Genomic DNA, 19,330 nt, shown 5'->3' with positions numbered 1-19,330 from the left:
ATTGGTAAAAAACAATTTTAGTTGTTAATTTTTATTCAGGTTTAGGGGACACCAAACATGAAAGTCTGGGCGAACAAAAGTGTGAATAAATTTTAGTATAAAAAAATCAAATCACTATTGACTTTTATTTTTTTTTTGCGTAACGTTAATGCAATTAAAATAAAAAATTCTTTTGCAAAAACATCACACATCTATACGTGTTCGGTATGCTGAAACTGATCAAATGGGAGTAGTTTATCATGGAAACTACGCACAATTTTTTGAGATTGGTCGTACCGAATGGCTACGTTCTCTGGGCGTTACATACAAATATATGGAAAAAACAGGAATCATGTTGCCTGTTATTTCTTTATCTTGTAACTTTAAAAAGTCGGCATTATATGACGATGAGTTAACCATTACAACCATTTTAAAAAAAACACCTTCAGTAAAAATTGAATTCGACTATGAAATTACCAATCAAAATAACGAACTAATTTCAACTGGAAATACTGTGTTAGCATTTATTAACAATAAAACAAAAAAACCTATGCGTTGTCCTGATTATATTTTAGATAAATTAGCTGTCTTAAAAAAATAATCAAACAAGTAAAAACATATGAAAATATACACAAAAACAGGTGATAAAGGTACCACTGCCCTATTTGGTGGCACTCGAGTACCAAAACACCATTTAAGAATAGAAAGCTATGGAACTGTTGATGAACTTAACTCATATATTGGTTTAATTAGAGATCAAAACATTGATGACGCTCTAAAAAAGAAATTAACAAAAATTCAAAGCGATTTATTCACATTAGGTGCAATGTTAGCTACACCACCAGAAAAGGAGACTTTAAAAAGTGGTAAAGAACGGTTAAACATTCCTAAAATTAATGAAGACTCAATTCAGTTTTTAGAAGACGAAATTGACCTTATGAATAAGGACCTACCTCAAATGACACACTTTGTATTACCAGGCGGTCACCAAACCGTGTCATTTTGTCACATAGCACGCTGCGTATGCCGTAGATCGGAACGATTAGCCGTGGCTTTAAACGAAGAAGAAACAATTAGCGATACTGTTTTAAAGTATTTAAACCGACTTTCTGACTACCTTTTTGTGTTGGCACGGAAGTTGACTCAAGACTTACAAGCTGAGGAAATTAAGTGGATTCCTGAAAAGCTTTAACTAAGTTCTTTAATTATTGATTTCACATTTTTTAAAAAAAACTTGACTTTTTACAAAAAAAAATTATTTTTGCGGAAAATCTTATTAAACAGATAAAGAAATGTATTGGACACTTGAATTAGCATCTTATTTAGCAGATGCACCCTGGCCTGCAACTAAAGACGAATTAATTGATTACGCTATTCGTACTGGAGCACCGTTAGAAGTGGTAGAAAACTTACAAGATATCGAAGATGAAGGTGAGGCATACGATTCTATTATTGAAATCTGGCCAGATTACCCTACTGAAGAAGATTATCTTTGGAATGAAGATGAATACTAGAAAAAATAAATAATAAAAAGTCTCTTTTACAGAGGCTTTTTTTTTGCTTACTTTTAAGCACTCAATAAAAAACACAAAAAACGCTAATTAAAAACAACCTAATTAGCTATAAAACAATATTTTACAAATGAGCGTTTTAAATTCGATTATAAAACTATTTGTTGGAGACAAACAACAAAAGGACCTAAAATCACTACAACCGATCGTCGAAAAGGTACGATCTTTTGAAAATTCATTAAACAGTTTATCAAATGATGAATTACGGGCAAAAACAATCGAATTTAAATCGAAAATTAAAGACGCTACCAAATCTTTTAACGATAAGATAACTGAACTTGAGGAAGAAGCTAAAAGTGCAGATATTGATCGTCAAGAAGACATTTATACAGAAATTGATAAATTAAAAGACGAAGCTTACGAAGCTTCAGAAGCTGTTTTATTAAACATTATGCCTGAGGCTTTTGCAGTTGTAAAAGAAACTGCGAAGCGTTTTACCAAAAACACAGAATTAGAAGTAACTGCTACTCCTTTCGATAGAGAGTTATCTGCTACTAGAGAACATATTACACTAGAAGACGACAAAGCTTTTTGGGCTAATTCATGGGATGCAGCAGGTAAAGAGGTTATTTGGGACATGATTCATTATGATGTTCAGTTAATCGGTGGATCAGTTTTACACCAAGGTAAAATTGCCGAAATGATGACAGGGGAAGGTAAAACGTTAGTTTCTACTTTACCTGTATACTTAAACGCTTTAACAGGTAACGGAGTTCACGTTGTTACAGTAAACGACTACTTAGCAAAACGTGACCGCGCGTGGATGGCTCCTATTTTTGAGTTCCACGGGTTATCTACTGACTGTATTGATTTCCATCAACCAAACTCAGAAGCACGTAGAGAAGCTTATAACGCAGATATTACCTACGGAACCAATAACGAATTTGGATTCGACTACTTACGTGATAACATGGCTAACTCTAAGAAAGACTTAGTACAACGTGCGCCAAACTATGCTATTATTGATGAGGTAGATTCTGTTTTAATTGATGATGCTCGTACGCCGTTAATTATTTCTGGACCGGTACCACAAGGAGATAATCACGAATTTAATGAATTAAAACCTCTAGTTGCCGATTTAGTTTCACTTCAAAACAAATATCTAGTAGGTGTTTTAGCTGAAGCTAAACGTTTAATTAAAGAAGGAGACACTAAAGAAGGTGGTTTCTTATTATTAAGAGTTTACAGAGGTCTTCCTAAAAATAAAGCCTTAATTAAGTTTTTATCTCAAGAGGGAGTTAAACAAATCTTGCAAAAAACTGAAAACTTCTACATGCAAGACAACAACAAGCTAATGCCTGAAGTTGATGCAGAGTTATGGTTTACTATTGAAGAAAAGAACAACCAAATTGACTTAACAGATAAAGGTATTGCACACCTTTCTGATATCACAAAAAATGAAACATTCTTCGTTTTACCAGATATTAGTGTAAAAGTTGGTCAAATAGATAATAGCGACGTTACTCCTGAAGAAAAAGCTGATCAAAAAGAGGAATTATACCGTGAGTTTAGCATAAAGAGTGAGCGTATTCATACCATGAACCAACTTTTAAAAGCATACACTGTTTTTGAAAAAGATGTAGAGTATGTGGTAATGGATAATAAGGTAATGATTGTAGACGAGCAAACAGGTCGTATTATGGACGGTCGTCGTTACTCTGACGGATTACATCAAGCAATTGAAGCAAAAGAAAATGTGAAGATTGAAGACGCTACGCAAACGTTTGCTACCGTTACTTTACAGAACTACTTTAGAATGTACCGTAAGCTATCTGGTATGACAGGTACTGCAATTACAGAAGCTGGTGAATTCTGGGAAATCTACAAATTAGATGTTGTTGAAATTCCAACAAACAAACCAATTCAAAGAGACGACAAACAAGATTTAGTTTATAAAACTACTCGTGAAAAGTACAACGCTGTAATTGAAGATATCGTAAAATTAGTTGGAGAAGGAAGACCAGTACTAGTAGGTACTACTTCTGTTGAAATCTCTGAATTATTAGGAAGAATGTTACAAATCCGTAAGATTCCTCACAATATATTAAATGCAAAATTACACAAGAAAGAAGCTGATGTAGTTGCTGAAGCTGGTAAACCAGGAATTGTAACCATTGCAACAAACATGGCAGGTCGTGGTACCGATATTAAATTATCTGATGAAGTTAAAGCTGCAGGTGGTTTAGCTATTATTGGTACAGAGCGTCATGATTCTCGTCGTGTAGATCGTCAGTTACGTGGTCGTGCAGGACGTCAAGGAGATGTTGGTTCTTCTCAATTCTATGTAGCTTTAGACGATAACTTAATGCGTTTGTTTGGTTCTGAAAGAATTGCGAAGATGATGGATAGAATGGGATTAAAAGAGGGAGAAGTTATTCAGCACTCTATGATTTCAAAATCTATTGAAAGAGCTCAGAAAAAAGTCGAAGAAAACAACTTTGGTATTCGTAAACGTTTATTAGAGTATGATGATATTATGAACGCACAACGTGAGTTTGTATACAAGCGTCGTCGTCATGCCTTAGATGGAAAACGTTTACAGATTGATATTGCTAACATGATTTACGATACTTGTGATTCAATTGTAAGACAAAACAAGGATACTAAAGACTTCCAAAACTTTGAATTCGAGTTAATCCGTTTCTCTGCAATGACTTCTCCTTTTTCTGAAGAAGAATTCAATAAAACATCAGAGCAAGATTTAATTGACAAGCTATACAAAATAGTAACAGAACATTACAAAAACGACGCGGAAAGAAATGCTGAAAATGCATTCCCAGTAATTAAAAATGTTTTTGAAAACGAAGGTGATCGTTACGAGCGTATCGTTGTTCCTTTTACAGATGGTTCTAAAACACTACAAGTAGTTACCAACTTAAAAGAAGCTTACGAAAGTGAAGGTAAATCATTAGTTAATGATTTTGAAAAAAACATCACTTTAGCGATTATTGATGAAAACTGGAAGGATCACTTACGTAAAATGGATGAGTTGAAACAAACTGTTCAAAATGCTACATACGAGCAAAAAGATCCGTTATTAGTTTATAAATTTGAGGCTTTCGAATTATTCCAAGAAACAATTGATAAAATTAACAAAGAAGTGTTATCATTCTTGTTCAAAGGAAAATTACCAAGTCAAGAAGCTTCACAAGTATCAGAAGCTCGTGAACAACAACGTGAGCAATTAGATTTACGTAAAGACGAGGTTCAAAACTCAACACAGCAAGCTATTAGTAATGCTCGTAATCAACAAACACAAGAACAGCAAGCTGTAGAAACTATTGTTCGTGAACAACCAAAAATTGGTCGTAACGAAAAAGTTACTATCAAAAATGTAATGTCTGGTGAAGAAAAAGAGGTTAAGTACAAGCAAGCTATTCCTTTATTAGAAAAAGGAGAATGGGTATTATACAACAAGTAATCTTTTTTAAACAAACTATATATAAAAAGCTCGGTTTTACCGAGCTTTTTACTTTTACATAACCTTTACTACACTTTTTAGTAAAGATTTCATTACCAATAATTTATAATCACTTCACTTTTTAAAAACATTCGAAAAGTAACTTTGATACATATCGAAGTATACTTAGAATGAAAAAACACAAAAAACGTAAATTAGATATTGCTGTAATATCAGATGTTCACTTAGGAACTTTTGGTTGCAGAGCTACTGAGCTTCATAATTATCTAAAAACCATCAATCCGAAAATATTGATTTTAAATGGTGATATTATTGATATTTGGCAGTTTAACAAACGTTACTTTCCTAAACCTCACATGAAAGTCATCAAGCAACTGATGAATTTTATTACCTCTGGAACAAAAGTGTATTACATCACAGGAAATCATGATGAAATGCTACGAAGGTTTAAAGGTTTTCGCTTAGGAAGCTTTGAAATTGTGAATAAGGTAGTACTTGATATCGATGGTAAAAAGGGATGGTTCTTTCACGGAGATGTTTTTGATGTAACCATGCAACATTCTAAATGGCTTGCGAAATTAGGCGGAATGGGTTATGATTTTTTAATCCTTATTAATACGATTGTAAACTGGATAAGTCATAAAATGGGCTATAGCAGGCTTTCATTCTCTAAAAAGATTAAAAACAGCGTAAAAAGTGCCATTAAATTCATTAATAATTTTGAAAACACTGCTGCAGATATTGCAATTGATGAGGCTTATGACTATGTAGTCTGCGGGCACATCCATCAACCAGAAATAAGAACAATTGAAACTGAAAAAGGAAGCACTACTTACTTAAACTCTGGCGATTGGATTGAAAATTTAACAGCTTTAGAATATAAAAACAAAACATGGTCTTTATATGAATACGAAAAAGATGAGATAGCTAAAAATATTCATTTAGACTACCCTGTAAAAGATTTAGAGCTAATTAGTTCTGAACACAATAATAGCGAACTTTTTACAGAGCTCCTCAAAGAGTTTAATATTAAAACCCAATAACTATGAAGCCAATAATGGGCATTATGTTAGGAAATAGTCAGTACCTACTTAATAGGTAATTTTCTGAAAACAACCAATAATAAAAAATTAAAAAAGATGAAAATATTATACGCCTTCCAAGGAACTGGAAATGGACATGCAAGTAGAGCCTTAGAGATAATCCCACATTTACAGAGACGTGGTGATGTTGATGTACTGGTTAGTGGATCTCAATACGAAATAGAGCTTCCTTTCGACATAAAATACAAATTACATGGATTAGGCTTCGTTTTTGGTAAAAAGGGTGGAATCGACCTAATTAGCACCTTAAAAGACTTAAACCTAAAGAAAGTTTACAAAGAAATTAAAACGTTACCTGTAAAAGAATACGATTTGGTCATTAACGATTTTGAACCAATATCTGCTTGGGCATGTTTATTCAGAAATGTACCTATCATTTCTTTAAGCAACCAAAACGCTTTATTGAACGAGAAAAACTCAGCTTTTAAAAAATTTAGATTAGAACGTTTAATCATTAAGTATTACGCACCTGCAAAAAATAAATTTGGGTTTCATTTTAAAACACACTCGTCTTCTACTTTCTTACCTATAATTCGTAAAGAAATACGCTATAGAAATATTACTAACAAAGGACATTATACCGTCTATTTACCTTCTTATAGTGATGAAAAAATAGTCAAAATACTTTCAAAAATAAAAGACATAAAGTGGCAAGTCTTTTCTAAGAAAACAAAAGAACATCAATTTTTTCATAATATTACAATCCTACCAATTAACGACGATGCATTTATCCGAAGTATGGCTTCTTCAAAAGGAATAATTTGCGGAGCAGGCTTTGCAACACCTACTGAAGCGTTGTATTTACGTAAAAAACTATTGGTTATTCCTATGAAAAATCAATACGAACAACAATGTAATGCTGTTACTTTAAAAGAAATGGGAGTTACTGTTGTAAAAAAATTGAGTAGAAAACAGCTTCCTAAAATTGAAAAATGGATTAATACTAACAAAGTTGTTGAAGTTCATTACCCTGATGTTACTGAAGATATGTTAGATGCTATTATTTTACCCTACTACAACAAAACTATTTTACCCGAAATTACCATTGAATAGTTGATGTACCTTTACTTTGTAAAAAATCGTTGGTTTTAGAAAAATGTTTGTTCTCAAACCAATATCCTCTATTAGCGCTTAATGGTGATGGATGGCCCGAGGTTAAAATATGATGCTTATTTTTATCAATAAGCTTTGCTTTTTTCTTAGCAAAACCTCCCCAAAGTAAAAACACAACATCCTTTTTTTCTTCAGAAATTTTCTGAATTACAGCATCAGTAAACTGTTCCCAACCTTGCTTTTGGTGGCTTCCTGCCTCCCCTGCTCTTACGGTTAAAGTTGCGTTTAATAACAACACCCCTTGTTTTGCCCAACGGGATAAATCGCCACTTTTTGGGTATGGAATATTTACATCCTTTTCAATTTCTTTAAAAATATTAATTAATGATGGTGGATGTGTAATACCATCATGTACCGAAAAACACAATCCATTTGCCTGCCCTACTCCATGGTATGGATCTTGCCCTAAAATCACCACTTTTAAATCATCTAACGAACAAAAATCAAACGCTGCGAAAATATCTGATCCTTTTGGGTAACACATATGGTTTGAATATTCATTTTTAACAAATTCAGTAAGATTTTCAAAATATGGTTTCTCAAATTCAGGTTGTAAAATATTTTTCCAGCTATCATTAATTTTTACTTGCATTGTTTGTTATTTTTGTCGTGGTTTCAAATATACTATTTTGACTAAAAACATTACAGAAAAAACACTTCAAGATTTAGAGTTTACAACAGTTTTAGAACAAGTTGCAACGCATTGTATTTCAAATTTAGGAAAAGAAAAAACAATGCTAATTCAGCCTATTTCAAACAAAAAAAAGTTATTTTTTGAGTTGAATATGGTGAATGAATATCTGTCTTCTTTTGAAAACGAAAACAGAATTCCGAATCATTATTTTGAAGATATTTCTGAGGAAATTAAACGACTTGCTATTGAGAATAGTTTTTTAGAAACAGATGGTTTCTTAAAAGTTTCATCAGTTTCAGAAACAGTAAATGAACAAAAGAAGTTTTTAAAGAAGTTTCAAACCTACTATCCTACGCTATTTTCTCTAAGTGATGAAGTTGAGTTCACCACGGTTATTGTAGATAATATTAAAAAAGTTATTACCCCTTACGGTGAGGTTGCGGATAATGCTTCTACAGCTTTAAAACAAATACGAAAAGAAATTGGTTCTGTAAGAGGTAAAATTTCTGAAAGCTTTTCTCGCGCTTTGAGTAAAAATATATCGAGTGGATATTTAGATGATATTAAAGAAACCGTTATTGACAATCAACGTGTGTTAGCTGTTTTAGCTATGCACAGACGTAAGGTTAAAGGAAGTTTATTAGGTTCTTCTAAGTCAGGAAACATTGTGTATATCGCTCCACAAGCCACGTTGGCTTACAGTAGAGAATTACAAAACCTTTTGTATGAAGAAAAGCAAGAAGTAATACGCATACTAAGGAGTCTAGCCACTGAAATACGCCCTTATACTCCACTCTTAAATGAGTATGTTTCGTTTTTAACACATTTAGATATGGTAGGTGCTAAAGCAAAATATGCTAAGAGCATCAACGGACTACTTCCTAAAATTACGAAGGAAAAAAAGGTTTTTCTAAAAAATGCTTTTCATCCTATTTTATGGCAAAAAAATAAGGCTAAGGATATTGAAACTATTCCGCAGACCATTCAATTAAGTGAACAACAACAAATTATTGTTATTTCAGGACCAAATGCTGGTGGTAAAAGTATTACACTTAAAACAATTGGCTTGTTACAAGTCATGTTACAAAGTGGGTTATTGATTCCTGTTCATGAACGTAGTGAAACCACTCTTTTCAATACTATCTTAACTGATATTGGTGATAATCAATCTATCGAAAATCAATTAAGTACCTATAGTTATCGATTAAAAAACATGCGTTACTTTTTAAGAAAGTGTAACGATAACACCTTGTTTTTAATTGATGAATTTGGTACGGGTTCAGATCCTGAATTAGGAGGTGCTTTAGCTGAAATTTTCTTAGAAGAGTTTTATGAAAAGAAAGCCTTTGGAATTATAACCACTCACTACGCCAACCTAAAAGTATTGGCAGATGAGTTAGATAATATTACCAATGCTAATATGCAGTTTGACGAACGTACTTTAGAACCTTTATACAAATTGTACATAGGGCAAGCAGGAAGTTCTTTTACGTTTGAGGTAGCACAGAAAAACGGAATTCCATATAGTTTAATTAACCGTGCTAAAAAGCGCGTTGAAACTGAAAAAGTTCGTTTAGACAAAACAATTTCTAAACTTCAAAAGGAGCGAAATCGTTTGCAAAAAACTTCTGAAAGTTTAAACAAACAAAAATCTAAAGGACAAGAGCATATTGAAAACTTACAAGAGAAAGAGCTTAAAATACGTGAAAAGCTAGAAGGTTTTCAAGAATTATACGATAACAACCAACGTATGTTATCTTTAGGAAGGAATATTAATGAAATGCTTAATAAATACTTCCAAACAAATAATAAAAAAGAGCTTTCTGCTAGTTTTTTTAAATGGGCAATGGCAGAAAAGACCAAGTATATAAAGAAAAATCCACCTAAAAAGAAAACCAAAACAGAAAAGAAAGAAGACAAAGTTGCTACACAAAAACAACAGGAGGCAATTAAAAAAGTAGAAAAGGAAGTGCTTCAAAAAGTTGTAAAGGTTCGAGAAGAAAAGAAAAAAGAAGCGGAAAAGATAGCAAAAGAAAGAGCCGCTTATGTTTTTAAAGTAAATGACAGAGTTCGTTTAATTGACGGAAACGCTGTAGGAACCATTGATAAAATAGAAAAGAAGAAAGCGTTTATTAATTACGGTTTATTTACTACGGAAGCTAAAATAGAACAGTTAGAATTGGTAGAACGTGCTAAAAAATAATATACAACCTAAATAACATCTTCCATTTAAGTTCTTCTTAAGATCAGATGTAAAACAATTAAAACTTAATAACTGACGACTATACTATACCGTTACCTCTAAATTAAAAAATGAACGAAATAGAAAATAAAACTGAAAATATAACAAGAAACATTAAATTATATTCTTCAAAAGCAATAGGTAGTGCTGCTTTTTTAGGTGGACCTCTTGTCGCTAGTTATATGATTGGAGAAAATTTTAAAGCTTTAAACAAACCTAATGAAGGAAAGATTTCATTAATAATTGGAATAATATTCACAATTATACTTTTCTCAGGAATCTTTATAATCCCTGAAAATATTATTGATAAAATCCCAAGTCAATTAATCCCCTTAATTTATACTGGTCTTTTTGTGGGGTTTGTAGAATGGAAACAAGGAGAAATTCTAAAATTACACAAAGAGAACGGAAATTCATTTTTTTCTGGATGGAGAGCAGCAGGAATAGGTTTTATCTCTCTAATAATAATTTTGATTGGTATTTTAGGATATACTTATTTTGAAATGGATAATGAAATTTATGAAAAATATGACACTGAACTAAATGCCTTTTCTAAAAACGAAGAAGAAACATTAGTTTTTTATGACTACATAAATTCCAAATCAAACTATTTCTTAATTAAAGAATTAGATAATAAAACAATTCCAAAATGGGAAGAGAATATTGATATAATCAATAAAACTAATAAATACGAAAACTTACCTTCAGAATTATTTGAGCAGAATAAGCTCCTTTTGAGTTATTCAAAATTAAGACTTAAGGCTTTTAAATTGTTTAAGAAAGCTATTGAAGAAGACACTGACAAATACTTACCTCAAATAGAAAAAATTCATAAAGAGATTGACAAAGTACTTACTAAACTTAATTAAAAAAACTTATTTTCTAAATAAAAATAATTATGCCACATTTTGTAATTGATTGCTCTGAAAACATTATCAAATTAAAATCACCTAAAGAGATTATTCAAAAAGTTTATGATACAGCAGAATCAACAAATCTTTTTGACAAAAGGGATATTAAAGTAAGAATAAATCCATTTGAGTATTATACTGTTGGAAATACTAATGATGATTTCATCCATATTTTTGCTAATATTATGGAAGGAAGAAACACCGCACAAAAAAAGAATCTTTCAGAAAAGATTGTTACTGAATTAAAATTAATCTTTCCTGAAGTTCCAATCATTTCTATTAATATTAGAGACTTTGAAAAAGCTACTTATTGTAACAAATCTATGGTGTAAGCACACAAATAAAAAGCTCAAATTGTAAATTTACAAATTGAGCTTTTTTATATTAATTAATTTATGTGATGATTACTTAAAATAGTTCATCAACCTCAATAGTTAAGTTATTGATAAAGTTTTCTGCATTCTTTATATCATTATGCAATACCCTGTCGTCATTCACTACAGGCACATCTTGTCTAAACATATTTACAAAAGAAGCTAAAAACTCAGAAGTACTATACTCTCTAAAAGAAAGCCCCTGAGAAGCATTCATTAACTCAATAGCTAATACTGAACATACATTATCTATTACTTTTTTAGCTTTAACAGCAGCATTAGCCCCCATACTTACATGGTCCTCTTGTCCATTACTCGATACAATAGAATCTACACTAGATGGTGTACAGAATTGTTTATTTGCACTTACAATACTAGCCGCAGTATATTGTGGAATCATAAATCCACTATTTAATCCTGGGTTAGATACTAAAAAGTCTGGTAATCCTCTTAAACCAGAGACTAACTGATAAGTTCTTCTTTCTGAAATATTTCCCAATTCAGCAATTGCAATAGCTAAATAATCTAATGCCAAAGCTAACGGTTGCCCGTGGAAGTTTCCTCCAGAAACAATAATATCTTCATCTACAAAAATATTCGGATTATCTGTTACCGAGTTTATTTCTGTAATAAATGTTTTCTTCACAAACTCTAATGTATCTTTTGTTGCTCCATGAACCTGAGGCATACATCTGAATGAGTAAGGATCTTGCACATGTTCTTTTGGTTGTTGAATTAACTCACTTCCTTCTAATACTTCCTTAATACGTTTAGCGGTAGCTAATTGACCGTTATGTGGACGTACCAAATGTATCAACTCATTAAATGGCTCTATTCTTCCATCAAAAGCTTCCAAAGAAACAGATCCAATAACATCTGCTAAGTAAGAAAGTTTATAAGCCTTTAATAAGTTATGCACACCATAGGCACTCATAAATTGAGTTCCATTTAATAGCGCTAAACCTTCTTTTGATTGTAAGTTTATTTTTTCCCAACCAAATTTTTCTAATAAGTTTTCTCCAGAAATTCGTTCTCCTGCAACGTGTACCTCTCCTAGACCAATTAACGGTAATGAAAGGTGAGCTAACGGTGCTAAATCTCCAGAAGCTCCCAATGAACCTTGCGTATATACAACTGGTAAAATATCGTTGTTATAAAACTCTATCAAACGCTCTACAGTTGCCAATTGAACTCCTGAATGACCATAGCTTAATGATTGTATTTTTAATAACAACATTAATTTTACAACTTCTTGAGGTACTTCGTCTCCTGTTCCACAAGCATGACTCATTACCAAGTTTTCTTGAAGCTGTTGTAAATTATCTCCACTAATCTTAACATTACATAACGAACCAAACCCAGTATTAATTCCATAAATAGGGTCGCTATGAGTTTTCATTTTCTCATCAAGATATGCACGACATTTTAAGATCTTCTCTTTTGATTCTTCTGATAAAGAAAGTTTTTTATCTAGTAATACAATACTATGAATATCTTCTAAACCAACTGGTTGTGAATTTATTATATGTGTAGTATCCATTTTAATATTTTTAAGGTGTACAAAGAACCAAAAAAAAGATAAAACTTCAAGGTGATTTATTGTAAAAAATAGAGTATCGTTTAAATAAAATGTTAATTTTTTTGATTAAAAAGTTAAAAAAAGTAACTTCGGCGCCTTAAACACCATATTCTCACTAAACATTAAACAATGAAAAAACTAGTACTTTTAGCCCTCTTAGGAGTTACGATAATTTCATGTAAAAAAGAAGAAAAACCTGTTAAAGACTACTTAGTTTTAACTGGTAAAATTGATAACCTTAAAAAAAGAAATATTACTCTAAATGGTTTTCAATTTGAAAAGAAAATTAAATTTGACAGAAAAACTGGTTCTTTTGTTGATACCCTTAGAATTAATAGAGAAGGTTATTATACCTTAGTTTATAATACTAAACCTATTAAAGCTGTCAATTTATATTTAACAAAGACAGATGATGCAGGTATTGTATTTGATTACGATAACCCTGACTTCATTAACTTTGAAGGTACTAACAAAAAAATTAATAGTTATCTTCATGAAAAGCAAAAGACTTGGCCTGAAATACTTGTTAGTGCTAACAAATACTTTGCTTTAGAAGAAGATGAATTTTTAGCAAAAACCAATGAGTACAAAGATGCAGTAACTGAAGCTTCTATTTCTAAACAATTACCTGCAGATTTCTTAAAAAAAGAAGTTAAAAACATTGATTATGAATGTTTAAGAAACTTGTACAACTATCAAGATTACCATAGAACATTAACAGGTAATAAAGACTTTGAAGTTTCAGAAGATTTTCCTGACCCATTAGAAAACTTTAACTACAGTGGAGGTGACTATGCAACTTCTTACTTCTACAGAGCAATGTTAGGAGACCAACTTTCTAAAATAGCTAAAGAAGAAAACAAAGAAGGTGAAGATTTATATTTAACTTATTTAGAAACTGTTCATACTGAAGTAACTGATACTATCGCTAAAAACGATTTATTATATAAAAGTGCTCAAAATAGTATTACATATACTAGTGATTTAAAAGAGTTTTATAGAAAGTTTATGGCCTACTCTACTAATGAAGTACATAAAAAAGAAATTACTGAAGATTATGAATTATTAAAAACCACTGCTAAAGGACAACCTGCTCCTAAGTTTAAAGATTATGTAAACTATGATGGTGGTACAACTTCTTTAGATGATTTATTAGGCCACGGAAAGTACTTATATATTGATGTTTGGGCTACTTGGTGTGCTTATTGTAAAAGAGAAATCCCTTTATTAAAGAGATTAGAGCAAGAATACCATGGTAAAAACATTGAGTTTGTAAGTATTAATGTTGACGCTAAAGGGAATGACGAAAAATGGAAAGAAACCATTCAAGATAGAGAAATGACTGGTATACAATTAATGGCTGGAGATAGTCACTTAAATTTAGACTGGGCTCAAAATTTCTTAATTAAAGGATTACCAAGATTTATCATCATTGATCCTGATGGTAATATTGTAAGTCCAAACGCTCCTGCACCATCAGAAGGAGAGAGATTAATTAATATGTTTGAAGAGTTAGGTATCTAAATCTTATTATATAAACTAAAAAAAGCCGCTAGATTTAGCGGCTTTTTTTAGTTTATATAATTAAATCAATAATTTTAAAATCTATTATCTCCATCTAAGATATCTCCTAAACCTCCTAAAACACTTCCCTCTCCTCTATCGCCTTTTCCTGTTTGTGGAGCCATTGCTAACACTCTACCTGCTAATCGACTAAATGGTAATGATTGAATATATACAGTACCAGGACCTCTTAATTTTGCAAAGAACAATCCTTCACCTCCAAAAATGGTATTTTTTATACCACCTACAAACTCAATATCATAATCAACATCTTGGGTAAAACCTACAATACAACCTGTATCAACTTTTAAAACTTCACCAGGCTGTAAAACCTTTTTCGCCATAGTACCTCCTGCATGAACAAAACCAATACCATCACCTTCCATTTTTTGCATAATGAATCCCTCTCCTCCAAACAAACCTCTTCCTAAACGTTTTGAAAACTCTATACCAATAGACACACCTTTAGCTGCACATAAAAAAGCATCTTTCTGACAAATAAACTTACCTCCAAACTCAGTTAAGTCAATCGGAATTATTTTTCCTGGATATGGTGAAGCAAAAGAAACTTGCTTTTTTCCTTGACCATCATTTGTAAATACCGTCATAAACAAACTTTCCCCTGTTAAGATTCGCTTTCCTGCAGAAAAAATCTTTCCCAATAAGCCTTTCTCTTGATTAGATCCATCTCCAAATATTGTATTCATCCTTACATCAGCATCCATCATCATAAAGCTACCGCTTTCAGCAACTACTCCTTCTTGCGGATCTAATTCTATTTCTACATATTGCATTTCTTCTCCAAAAATGCGATAATCTATTTCGTGTGCATTCATAATTTTTGTTTTTTCTATTTATTAGACATCAAAACTTTCTTTTTGTTACGATTTTACCTTTAAACTCCATTCATATTCAAACTTCGAAACAGAAATACCTTCTTCATTAAAACCTTCCGACCTAACAATTACCGTTTGCCCCTCTTTTGTATCAATTGCTTTTTGTATTGTTTCTCTTATCAACTCTCCATCATTACATTCAAAACGAACTTTCCCTACTGCTTTTTTTGTAAAAGTTCCATTCATGTTAGTTACCAACATCGAAATTTTTTTGTTAGAGGCATCAATTTCTTTCATCACCAAAATACCAGTCGATAACTCTGATGCCATTCCTTGTACTGCCCAAAACATAGACTTAAATGGATTCTGATTTACCCATCTATGGGTTACTTTTACCACTGCTGTATTATTAGTAAGAGACTTTAATCGCACTCCTGTAAAAAAAGCTGATGGTAATTTAAATAATAAAAAGATATTAACTTTTCGAGGTGTAAACTTCATTTTTTTCAGTATTTACAGGCAATGTACAGCTTTTTCTTTAATTATATCATTAGATTCAAATGTTAAATTTTGTTAATTTTTAGTACTATGTATTGCATAATACCTTTTAAAAGATATATATTTGCAATGTAAAGTATTATATAAATCATTTCACTATGCAACATAACAATCAAAACACCAATGCTTTTTTAATACATATTTCTGCTTTTGCAGGGTATTTATTTCCTTTAGGCAGTATTATTACTCCTCTTATATTATGGCAAACCTTAAAAGAGAGAAGTACTTTTTTAGATGAGCATGGTAAAGAAGCTGTTAATTTTAACATAAGCTATAGTCTATATATTTTTATACTAGGTCTTTCTTTTATTCCTTTTTTCTTCGGAAGAATTTTTAACGGATTTGATGGTATAGATATTGACTTTGGTGGGTACCATGGACATGGAGGGTTGTTTGGCTTTTTTGGATTTGCTTCAATAGTAAGTATTGTTGCTCTTATTAAAATAGCGCTGATAATTATAGCGGCTATGAAAGCTAACAAAGGTGAAATGTATCATTATCCACTTACAATAAAATTTATAAAATAACCCATAAACCGCATTACATGAAGATAGAAAACACTAAAGCACAAATGCGTAAGGGAGTTTTAGAATATTGCATCTTATCAATTTTACAAAAAGGAGATGCTTATACTTCTGAAATACTCTCTAACCTAAAAAGTGCAGAAATGATTGTGGTTGAAGGAACCATTTATCCGTTACTTACCCGCTTAAAAAATGCAGGATTATTAAGTTACAGATGGGAAGAATCAACCTCTGGACCTCCAAGAAAATATTACGTACTCACAGAAAATGGCGGAATGTTTTTAAAAGAATTAGACAAAACATGGCATAATTTAGTAAACGCAGTAAACCAAGTAACAAGTACAAAATCAACTAAAGATGAATAAGACAATAAATATAAACCTGGGCGGATTTTTCTTCCATATAGATGAAACTGCCTATCAGAAATTAAAACGATACTTAGACGCCATTGCTCGTTCGTTAAGTGATGATCCGCAAGGTAAAAATGAAATCATAGCAGATATTGAAGCTCGTATTAGTGAATTACTATCTGAAAGAATTACCGATGCTCGCCAAGTAGTAAATGAAAGTGATATTGAAGAAATTATTGCTATCATGGGGCAACCGGAAGATTACGCCGAAGCCGAAGAAGCTTATAACGAAAATACTTCTTACAACTATAAAAGAAACACCTCTAACAAAAAAATGTTTAGAGATGGTGACGATAAGTTTTTAGGAGGAGTTTGTTCTGGGCTTGGACATTATTTTAATATAGATGTTGTTTGGATTCGTTTAGCCTTTCTAATTTTAACACTAGCTGGGTTTGGTTTTGGAATTATAGGATACATCATTTTATGGGTTATTCTACCAGAAGCTAAAACCACTTCTGAAAAGTTGCAAATGGAGGGTGAAGCTGTAAATATTGATAACATTGAAAAAAAAATTCGTAATGAGTTTGAAAACCTTTCATCGAAGGTAAAGGAAGGCGCCCATGATTTATCGGATAAAATTTCAAATGCTGATTATCAAAAGCTACGCAACCAAACTAAATCTGGTTTTCAGGATTTCATAGACACTATGGGTAAAATTTTACTAGCCATATTCAAAGTGTTTGGTAAGTTCATGGGCGTTTTATTAATATTTATCGCTGGTATTACAATCATTTCATTACTACTAACTTTATTTTCGGTAGGTAGCTTAGAAATCTTAAATTTTGATGGAGACATGATTCATTATCCTCCTTTCTTTTATGATTCAGCTATGCCTAAATGGTTGTTAATGACATTTGTATTTTTCTTGATAGGAATTCCTTTTGTTGTTCTATTTATTTTAGGATTACGAATTTTATCTCCTAATGTTAAAAGACTTGGTATTGCTACTGTTTTAACATTGTTTGGACTTTGGTTAATCTCTTTATTAGCAATCGGTTTCTCTGGTATTGAATATTTTACTACACATGCTTACGATGGTGCACATGTTTCTAAACATAGTATTACATACAACCAAGAAGAACCTTTAAAAATACGAGTAGTAAACGATGATAATATTTACTATCAACACAATTTACGCAATAGAGATAATTCAATATCTGTTCATGTAAATGACAAAGAAATGAAGTACTCTAATGATATAAATATCGATGTTCGTAAGAGTGAAACTGGTAATGCTTATATAGAAATCAAGAAAACTTCTGAAGGAAGAAAACGTCATAATGCCAATAGTAATGCAGAAGCTATTCTGTATAACTTTAAAACAGCCAACAACACTATTGTTTTTGACGCCTTTTTTATTAGTGAATACAAAAACATGTGGAAAGATGAAGAAATTGACGCTGTTTTATACATCCCAGAAGGAACAACTGTATATTTTGAAGGTTCGTCTCGTAACTTTTTAGACGATGTAAAAAATGTTCAAAACGTATACGATCGTGATATGGCCAATCATCATTTCAAAATGACATCTAAAGGTTTTGATTGTTTAGATTGTGATGAAGAAGACATTAATAATGAAGATTCTGATGATTGGGATTCTGATAATGATGATGAAGTAAGTTTCTTATTTGATAGTACAATCAATAATGTAAAAGCTGAATTTATCATCTCTAAAACAACTACTGAAGATGAGCTTAACAAATTAATTGACTGGTTTAAAGATCGTAAAAACATAGATATTGATATTGTTGACTCAAAATTTAATAGTGATAAAACAATTAATAACCTTGTTTTAGAAATTGATTGTAACGATGGCTATGTAGGTAGTATAGCTATTTCAAACGGTACATTAGATAATATATCTAAAGGTTTCCGTAGACTGTATAATGAAGAAGGAGCTTTGAGCTTTAAAACTTGGTAAACGCATAAACTGAAAAACTATGAATGATTTATTTGACTTCTTCTTTAAGGGTAACTTTTTTATGAAAATAGTTACCCTGCTATACACACTCTTACTATCATGGGTAATGAATGGACAAGTACAAGAAATTCCAAACTATAAACCTGTTGACATCGACTTGCACAAGCAAATTGTAAAAATGGATAGTATATTTTTTAACGCTTACAATACTTGTGACATGAAAGCACAAGCAGGTATTTTAAGTGATGATATTGAGTTCTTTCATGATAAAGGAGGCTTATCTACTTCAAAAAGTGAAATTATAGCGGCTACTGAAAGAAATATTTGTGGTAAAGTTACTCGTACATTAATAAAAGGAAGTATTGAAGTATATCCTATTAATAAATATGGGGCAGTGCAAATAGGTTATCATAAGTTTTTTAATAATAGAGAACCTAACGCTAAATCTATCCCTAGTAAGTTTATTGCTGTCTGGAAAAAAGAAAACGCAAAGTGGTTAATAACGAAAGTTATTAGCCTACATTAATTTATTGAGAATAAACAACAGGAGCTCAGATATAATCTTTTTATGAGTTTATCATTATAAACTCT

At 31.5% G+C, this 19,330-nt stretch carries 18 protein-coding genes; 14 read left to right on the top strand and 4 right to left on the bottom strand.

Features of this window, described 5'->3' with window-relative positions; all coding sequences use genetic code 11:
- Positions 1 to 172 precede the first annotated feature (172 nt).
- The 6 genes from VCM48_RS15815 to VCM48_RS15790 all read left to right on the top strand — a co-directional run bounded on the left by VCM48_RS15815 (position 173) and on the right by VCM48_RS15790 (position 7,127).
- The gene (locus VCM48_RS15815) at positions 173 to 580 is read left to right on the top strand and encodes an acyl-CoA thioesterase (protein WP_274640472.1); all 408 of its coding nucleotides are present in this window, start codon (positions 173 to 175) and stop codon (positions 578 to 580) included.
- A gap of 18 nt (positions 581 to 598) precedes the next feature.
- Positions 599 to 1,171 (top strand): cob(I)yrinic acid a,c-diamide adenosyltransferase, encoded by a 573-nt coding sequence (locus VCM48_RS15810; protein WP_440122102.1) that lies wholly within the window; start codon positions 599 to 601, stop codon positions 1,169 to 1,171.
- Positions 1,172 to 1,271: 100 nt separating this feature from the next.
- Positions 1,272 to 1,493: a DUF2795 domain-containing protein gene (locus tag VCM48_RS15805; protein ID WP_047789198.1), complete on the top strand. Its 222-nt coding sequence runs from the start codon at positions 1,272 to 1,274 to the stop codon at positions 1,491 to 1,493.
- A gap of 127 nt (positions 1,494 to 1,620) precedes the next feature.
- On the top strand, positions 1,621 to 4,971 hold the full coding sequence (gene secA, locus VCM48_RS15800) for a preprotein translocase subunit SecA (RefSeq protein ID WP_482271145.1): 3,351 nt from the start codon (positions 1,621 to 1,623) through the stop codon (positions 4,969 to 4,971).
- Between the two features lie 170 nt (positions 4,972 to 5,141).
- Entirely contained in the window at positions 5,142 to 6,014 is an 873-nt protein-coding gene (locus VCM48_RS15795) for a UDP-2,3-diacylglucosamine diphosphatase (protein ID WP_482271144.1), read from the top strand.
- 96 nt (positions 6,015 to 6,110) lie between these two features.
- Positions 6,111 to 7,127 (top strand): glycosyltransferase family protein, encoded by a 1,017-nt coding sequence (locus tag VCM48_RS15790; RefSeq protein WP_482271143.1) that lies wholly within the window; start codon positions 6,111 to 6,113, stop codon positions 7,125 to 7,127.
- Here VCM48_RS15790 and VCM48_RS15785 read toward each other — a convergent pair.
- On the bottom strand, positions 7,114 to 7,779 hold the full coding sequence (locus tag VCM48_RS15785; RefSeq protein ID WP_482271142.1) for a uracil-DNA glycosylase: 666 nt from the start codon (positions 7,777 to 7,779) through the stop codon (positions 7,114 to 7,116). The genes VCM48_RS15790 and VCM48_RS15785 overlap by 14 nt on opposite strands.
- 37 nt (positions 7,780 to 7,816) lie before the next feature.
- Between VCM48_RS15785 and VCM48_RS15780 the strand changes: the two genes are divergently transcribed.
- From VCM48_RS15780 to VCM48_RS15770, 3 genes are all read left to right on the top strand, one after another.
- The gene (locus tag VCM48_RS15780) at positions 7,817 to 10,024 is read left to right on the top strand and encodes an endonuclease MutS2 (protein WP_482271141.1); all 2,208 of its coding nucleotides are present in this window, start codon (positions 7,817 to 7,819) and stop codon (positions 10,022 to 10,024) included.
- Between the two features lie 110 nt (positions 10,025 to 10,134).
- Positions 10,135 to 10,932 (top strand): hypothetical protein, encoded by a 798-nt coding sequence (locus VCM48_RS15775; protein WP_482271140.1) that lies wholly within the window; start codon positions 10,135 to 10,137, stop codon positions 10,930 to 10,932.
- A 29-nt stretch (positions 10,933 to 10,961) separates the two neighbouring features.
- The gene (locus tag VCM48_RS15770; RefSeq protein ID WP_482271139.1) at positions 10,962 to 11,306 is read left to right on the top strand and encodes a 5-carboxymethyl-2-hydroxymuconate Delta-isomerase; all 345 of its coding nucleotides are present in this window, start codon (positions 10,962 to 10,964) and stop codon (positions 11,304 to 11,306) included.
- A gap of 76 nt (positions 11,307 to 11,382) precedes the next feature.
- Here the strand turns inward: VCM48_RS15770 and hutH are convergent, their stop codons facing one another.
- Positions 11,383 to 12,888, bottom strand: coding sequence for a histidine ammonia-lyase (hutH, locus tag VCM48_RS15765; RefSeq protein WP_482271138.1), 1,506 nt, complete (start codon positions 12,886 to 12,888; stop codon positions 11,383 to 11,385).
- Positions 12,889 to 13,056: 168 nt separating this feature from the next.
- Here hutH and VCM48_RS15760 point away from each other — a divergent pair, with 168 nt between their 5' ends.
- Entirely contained in the window at positions 13,057 to 14,451 is a 1,395-nt protein-coding gene (locus tag VCM48_RS15760; protein ID WP_482271137.1) for a TlpA family protein disulfide reductase, read from the top strand.
- 74 nt (positions 14,452 to 14,525) lie between these two features.
- Here the strand turns inward: VCM48_RS15760 and VCM48_RS15755 are convergent, their stop codons facing one another.
- Positions 14,526 to 15,326, bottom strand: a complete 801-nt coding sequence (locus VCM48_RS15755; protein WP_274640482.1) for a TIGR00266 family protein — start codon at positions 15,324 to 15,326, stop codon at positions 14,526 to 14,528.
- A 45-nt stretch (positions 15,327 to 15,371) separates the two neighbouring features.
- Entirely contained in the window at positions 15,372 to 15,827 is a 456-nt protein-coding gene (locus VCM48_RS15750) for a DUF4442 domain-containing protein (RefSeq protein WP_274640483.1), read from the bottom strand.
- A gap of 155 nt (positions 15,828 to 15,982) precedes the next feature.
- Between VCM48_RS15750 and VCM48_RS15745 the strand changes: the two genes are divergently transcribed.
- The 4 genes from VCM48_RS15745 to VCM48_RS15730 are packed head-to-tail and all read left to right on the top strand — an operon-like array spanning position 15,983 to position 19,265.
- Positions 15,983 to 16,411: a DUF4870 domain-containing protein gene (locus VCM48_RS15745; RefSeq protein ID WP_274640484.1), complete on the top strand. Its 429-nt coding sequence runs from the start codon at positions 15,983 to 15,985 to the stop codon at positions 16,409 to 16,411.
- A gap of 17 nt (positions 16,412 to 16,428) precedes the next feature.
- The gene (locus tag VCM48_RS15740) at positions 16,429 to 16,773 is read left to right on the top strand and encodes a PadR family transcriptional regulator (RefSeq protein WP_047789417.1); all 345 of its coding nucleotides are present in this window, start codon (positions 16,429 to 16,431) and stop codon (positions 16,771 to 16,773) included.
- Positions 16,766 to 18,739, top strand: coding sequence for a PspC domain-containing protein (locus VCM48_RS15735; RefSeq protein ID WP_482271136.1), 1,974 nt, complete (start codon positions 16,766 to 16,768; stop codon positions 18,737 to 18,739). Before VCM48_RS15740 ends, VCM48_RS15735 begins: the two co-directional genes overlap by 8 nt.
- A gap of 19 nt (positions 18,740 to 18,758) precedes the next feature.
- Complete coding sequence (locus tag VCM48_RS15730; protein WP_482271135.1) at positions 18,759 to 19,265, top strand: nuclear transport factor 2 family protein; 507 nt, start codon at positions 18,759 to 18,761, stop codon at positions 19,263 to 19,265.
- The last annotated feature ends 65 nt before the right edge of the window (positions 19,266 to 19,330 follow it).

The organism is Tenacibaculum sp. DPLXC6, assembly GCF_056815515.1.
This window is presented reverse-complemented; position numbering and strand designations above follow the sequence as displayed.

Bases quoted from the DNA above. Each gene is read 5' to 3' on its own strand.
- VCM48_RS15810 (WP_440122102.1), top strand. From the start codon at position 599: ATGAAAATATACACAAAAACAGGTGATAAAGGTACCACTGCCCTATTT.
- VCM48_RS15805 (WP_047789198.1), top strand. From the start codon at position 1,272: ATGTATTGGACACTTGAATTAGCATCTTATTTAGCAGATGCACCCTGG.
- secA (WP_482271145.1), top strand. From the start codon at position 1,621: ATGAGCGTTTTAAATTCGATTATAAAACTATTTGTTGGAGACAAACAA.
- VCM48_RS15795 (WP_482271144.1), top strand. From the start codon at position 5,142: ATGAAAAAACACAAAAAACGTAAATTAGATATTGCTGTAATATCAGAT.
- VCM48_RS15790 (WP_482271143.1), top strand. From the start codon at position 6,111: ATGAAAATATTATACGCCTTCCAAGGAACTGGAAATGGACATGCAAGT.
- VCM48_RS15785 (WP_482271142.1), bottom strand. From the start codon at position 7,779: ATGCAAGTAAAAATTAATGATAGCTGGAAAAATATTTTACAACCTGAA.
- VCM48_RS15775 (WP_482271140.1), top strand. From the start codon at position 10,135: ATGAACGAAATAGAAAATAAAACTGAAAATATAACAAGAAACATTAAA.
- VCM48_RS15770 (WP_482271139.1), top strand. From the start codon at position 10,962: ATGCCACATTTTGTAATTGATTGCTCTGAAAACATTATCAAATTAAAA.
- hutH (WP_482271138.1), bottom strand. From the start codon at position 12,888: ATGGATACTACACATATAATAAATTCACAACCAGTTGGTTTAGAAGAT.
- VCM48_RS15760 (WP_482271137.1), top strand. From the start codon at position 13,057: ATGAAAAAACTAGTACTTTTAGCCCTCTTAGGAGTTACGATAATTTCA.
- VCM48_RS15755 (WP_274640482.1), bottom strand. From the start codon at position 15,326: ATGAATGCACACGAAATAGATTATCGCATTTTTGGAGAAGAAATGCAA.
- VCM48_RS15750 (WP_274640483.1), bottom strand. From the start codon at position 15,827: ATGAAGTTTACACCTCGAAAAGTTAATATCTTTTTATTATTTAAATTA.
- VCM48_RS15745 (WP_274640484.1), top strand. From the start codon at position 15,983: ATGCAACATAACAATCAAAACACCAATGCTTTTTTAATACATATTTCT.
- VCM48_RS15740 (WP_047789417.1), top strand. From the start codon at position 16,429: ATGAAGATAGAAAACACTAAAGCACAAATGCGTAAGGGAGTTTTAGAA.
- VCM48_RS15735 (WP_482271136.1), top strand. From the start codon at position 16,766: ATGAATAAGACAATAAATATAAACCTGGGCGGATTTTTCTTCCATATA.
- VCM48_RS15730 (WP_482271135.1), top strand. From the start codon at position 18,759: ATGAATGATTTATTTGACTTCTTCTTTAAGGGTAACTTTTTTATGAAA.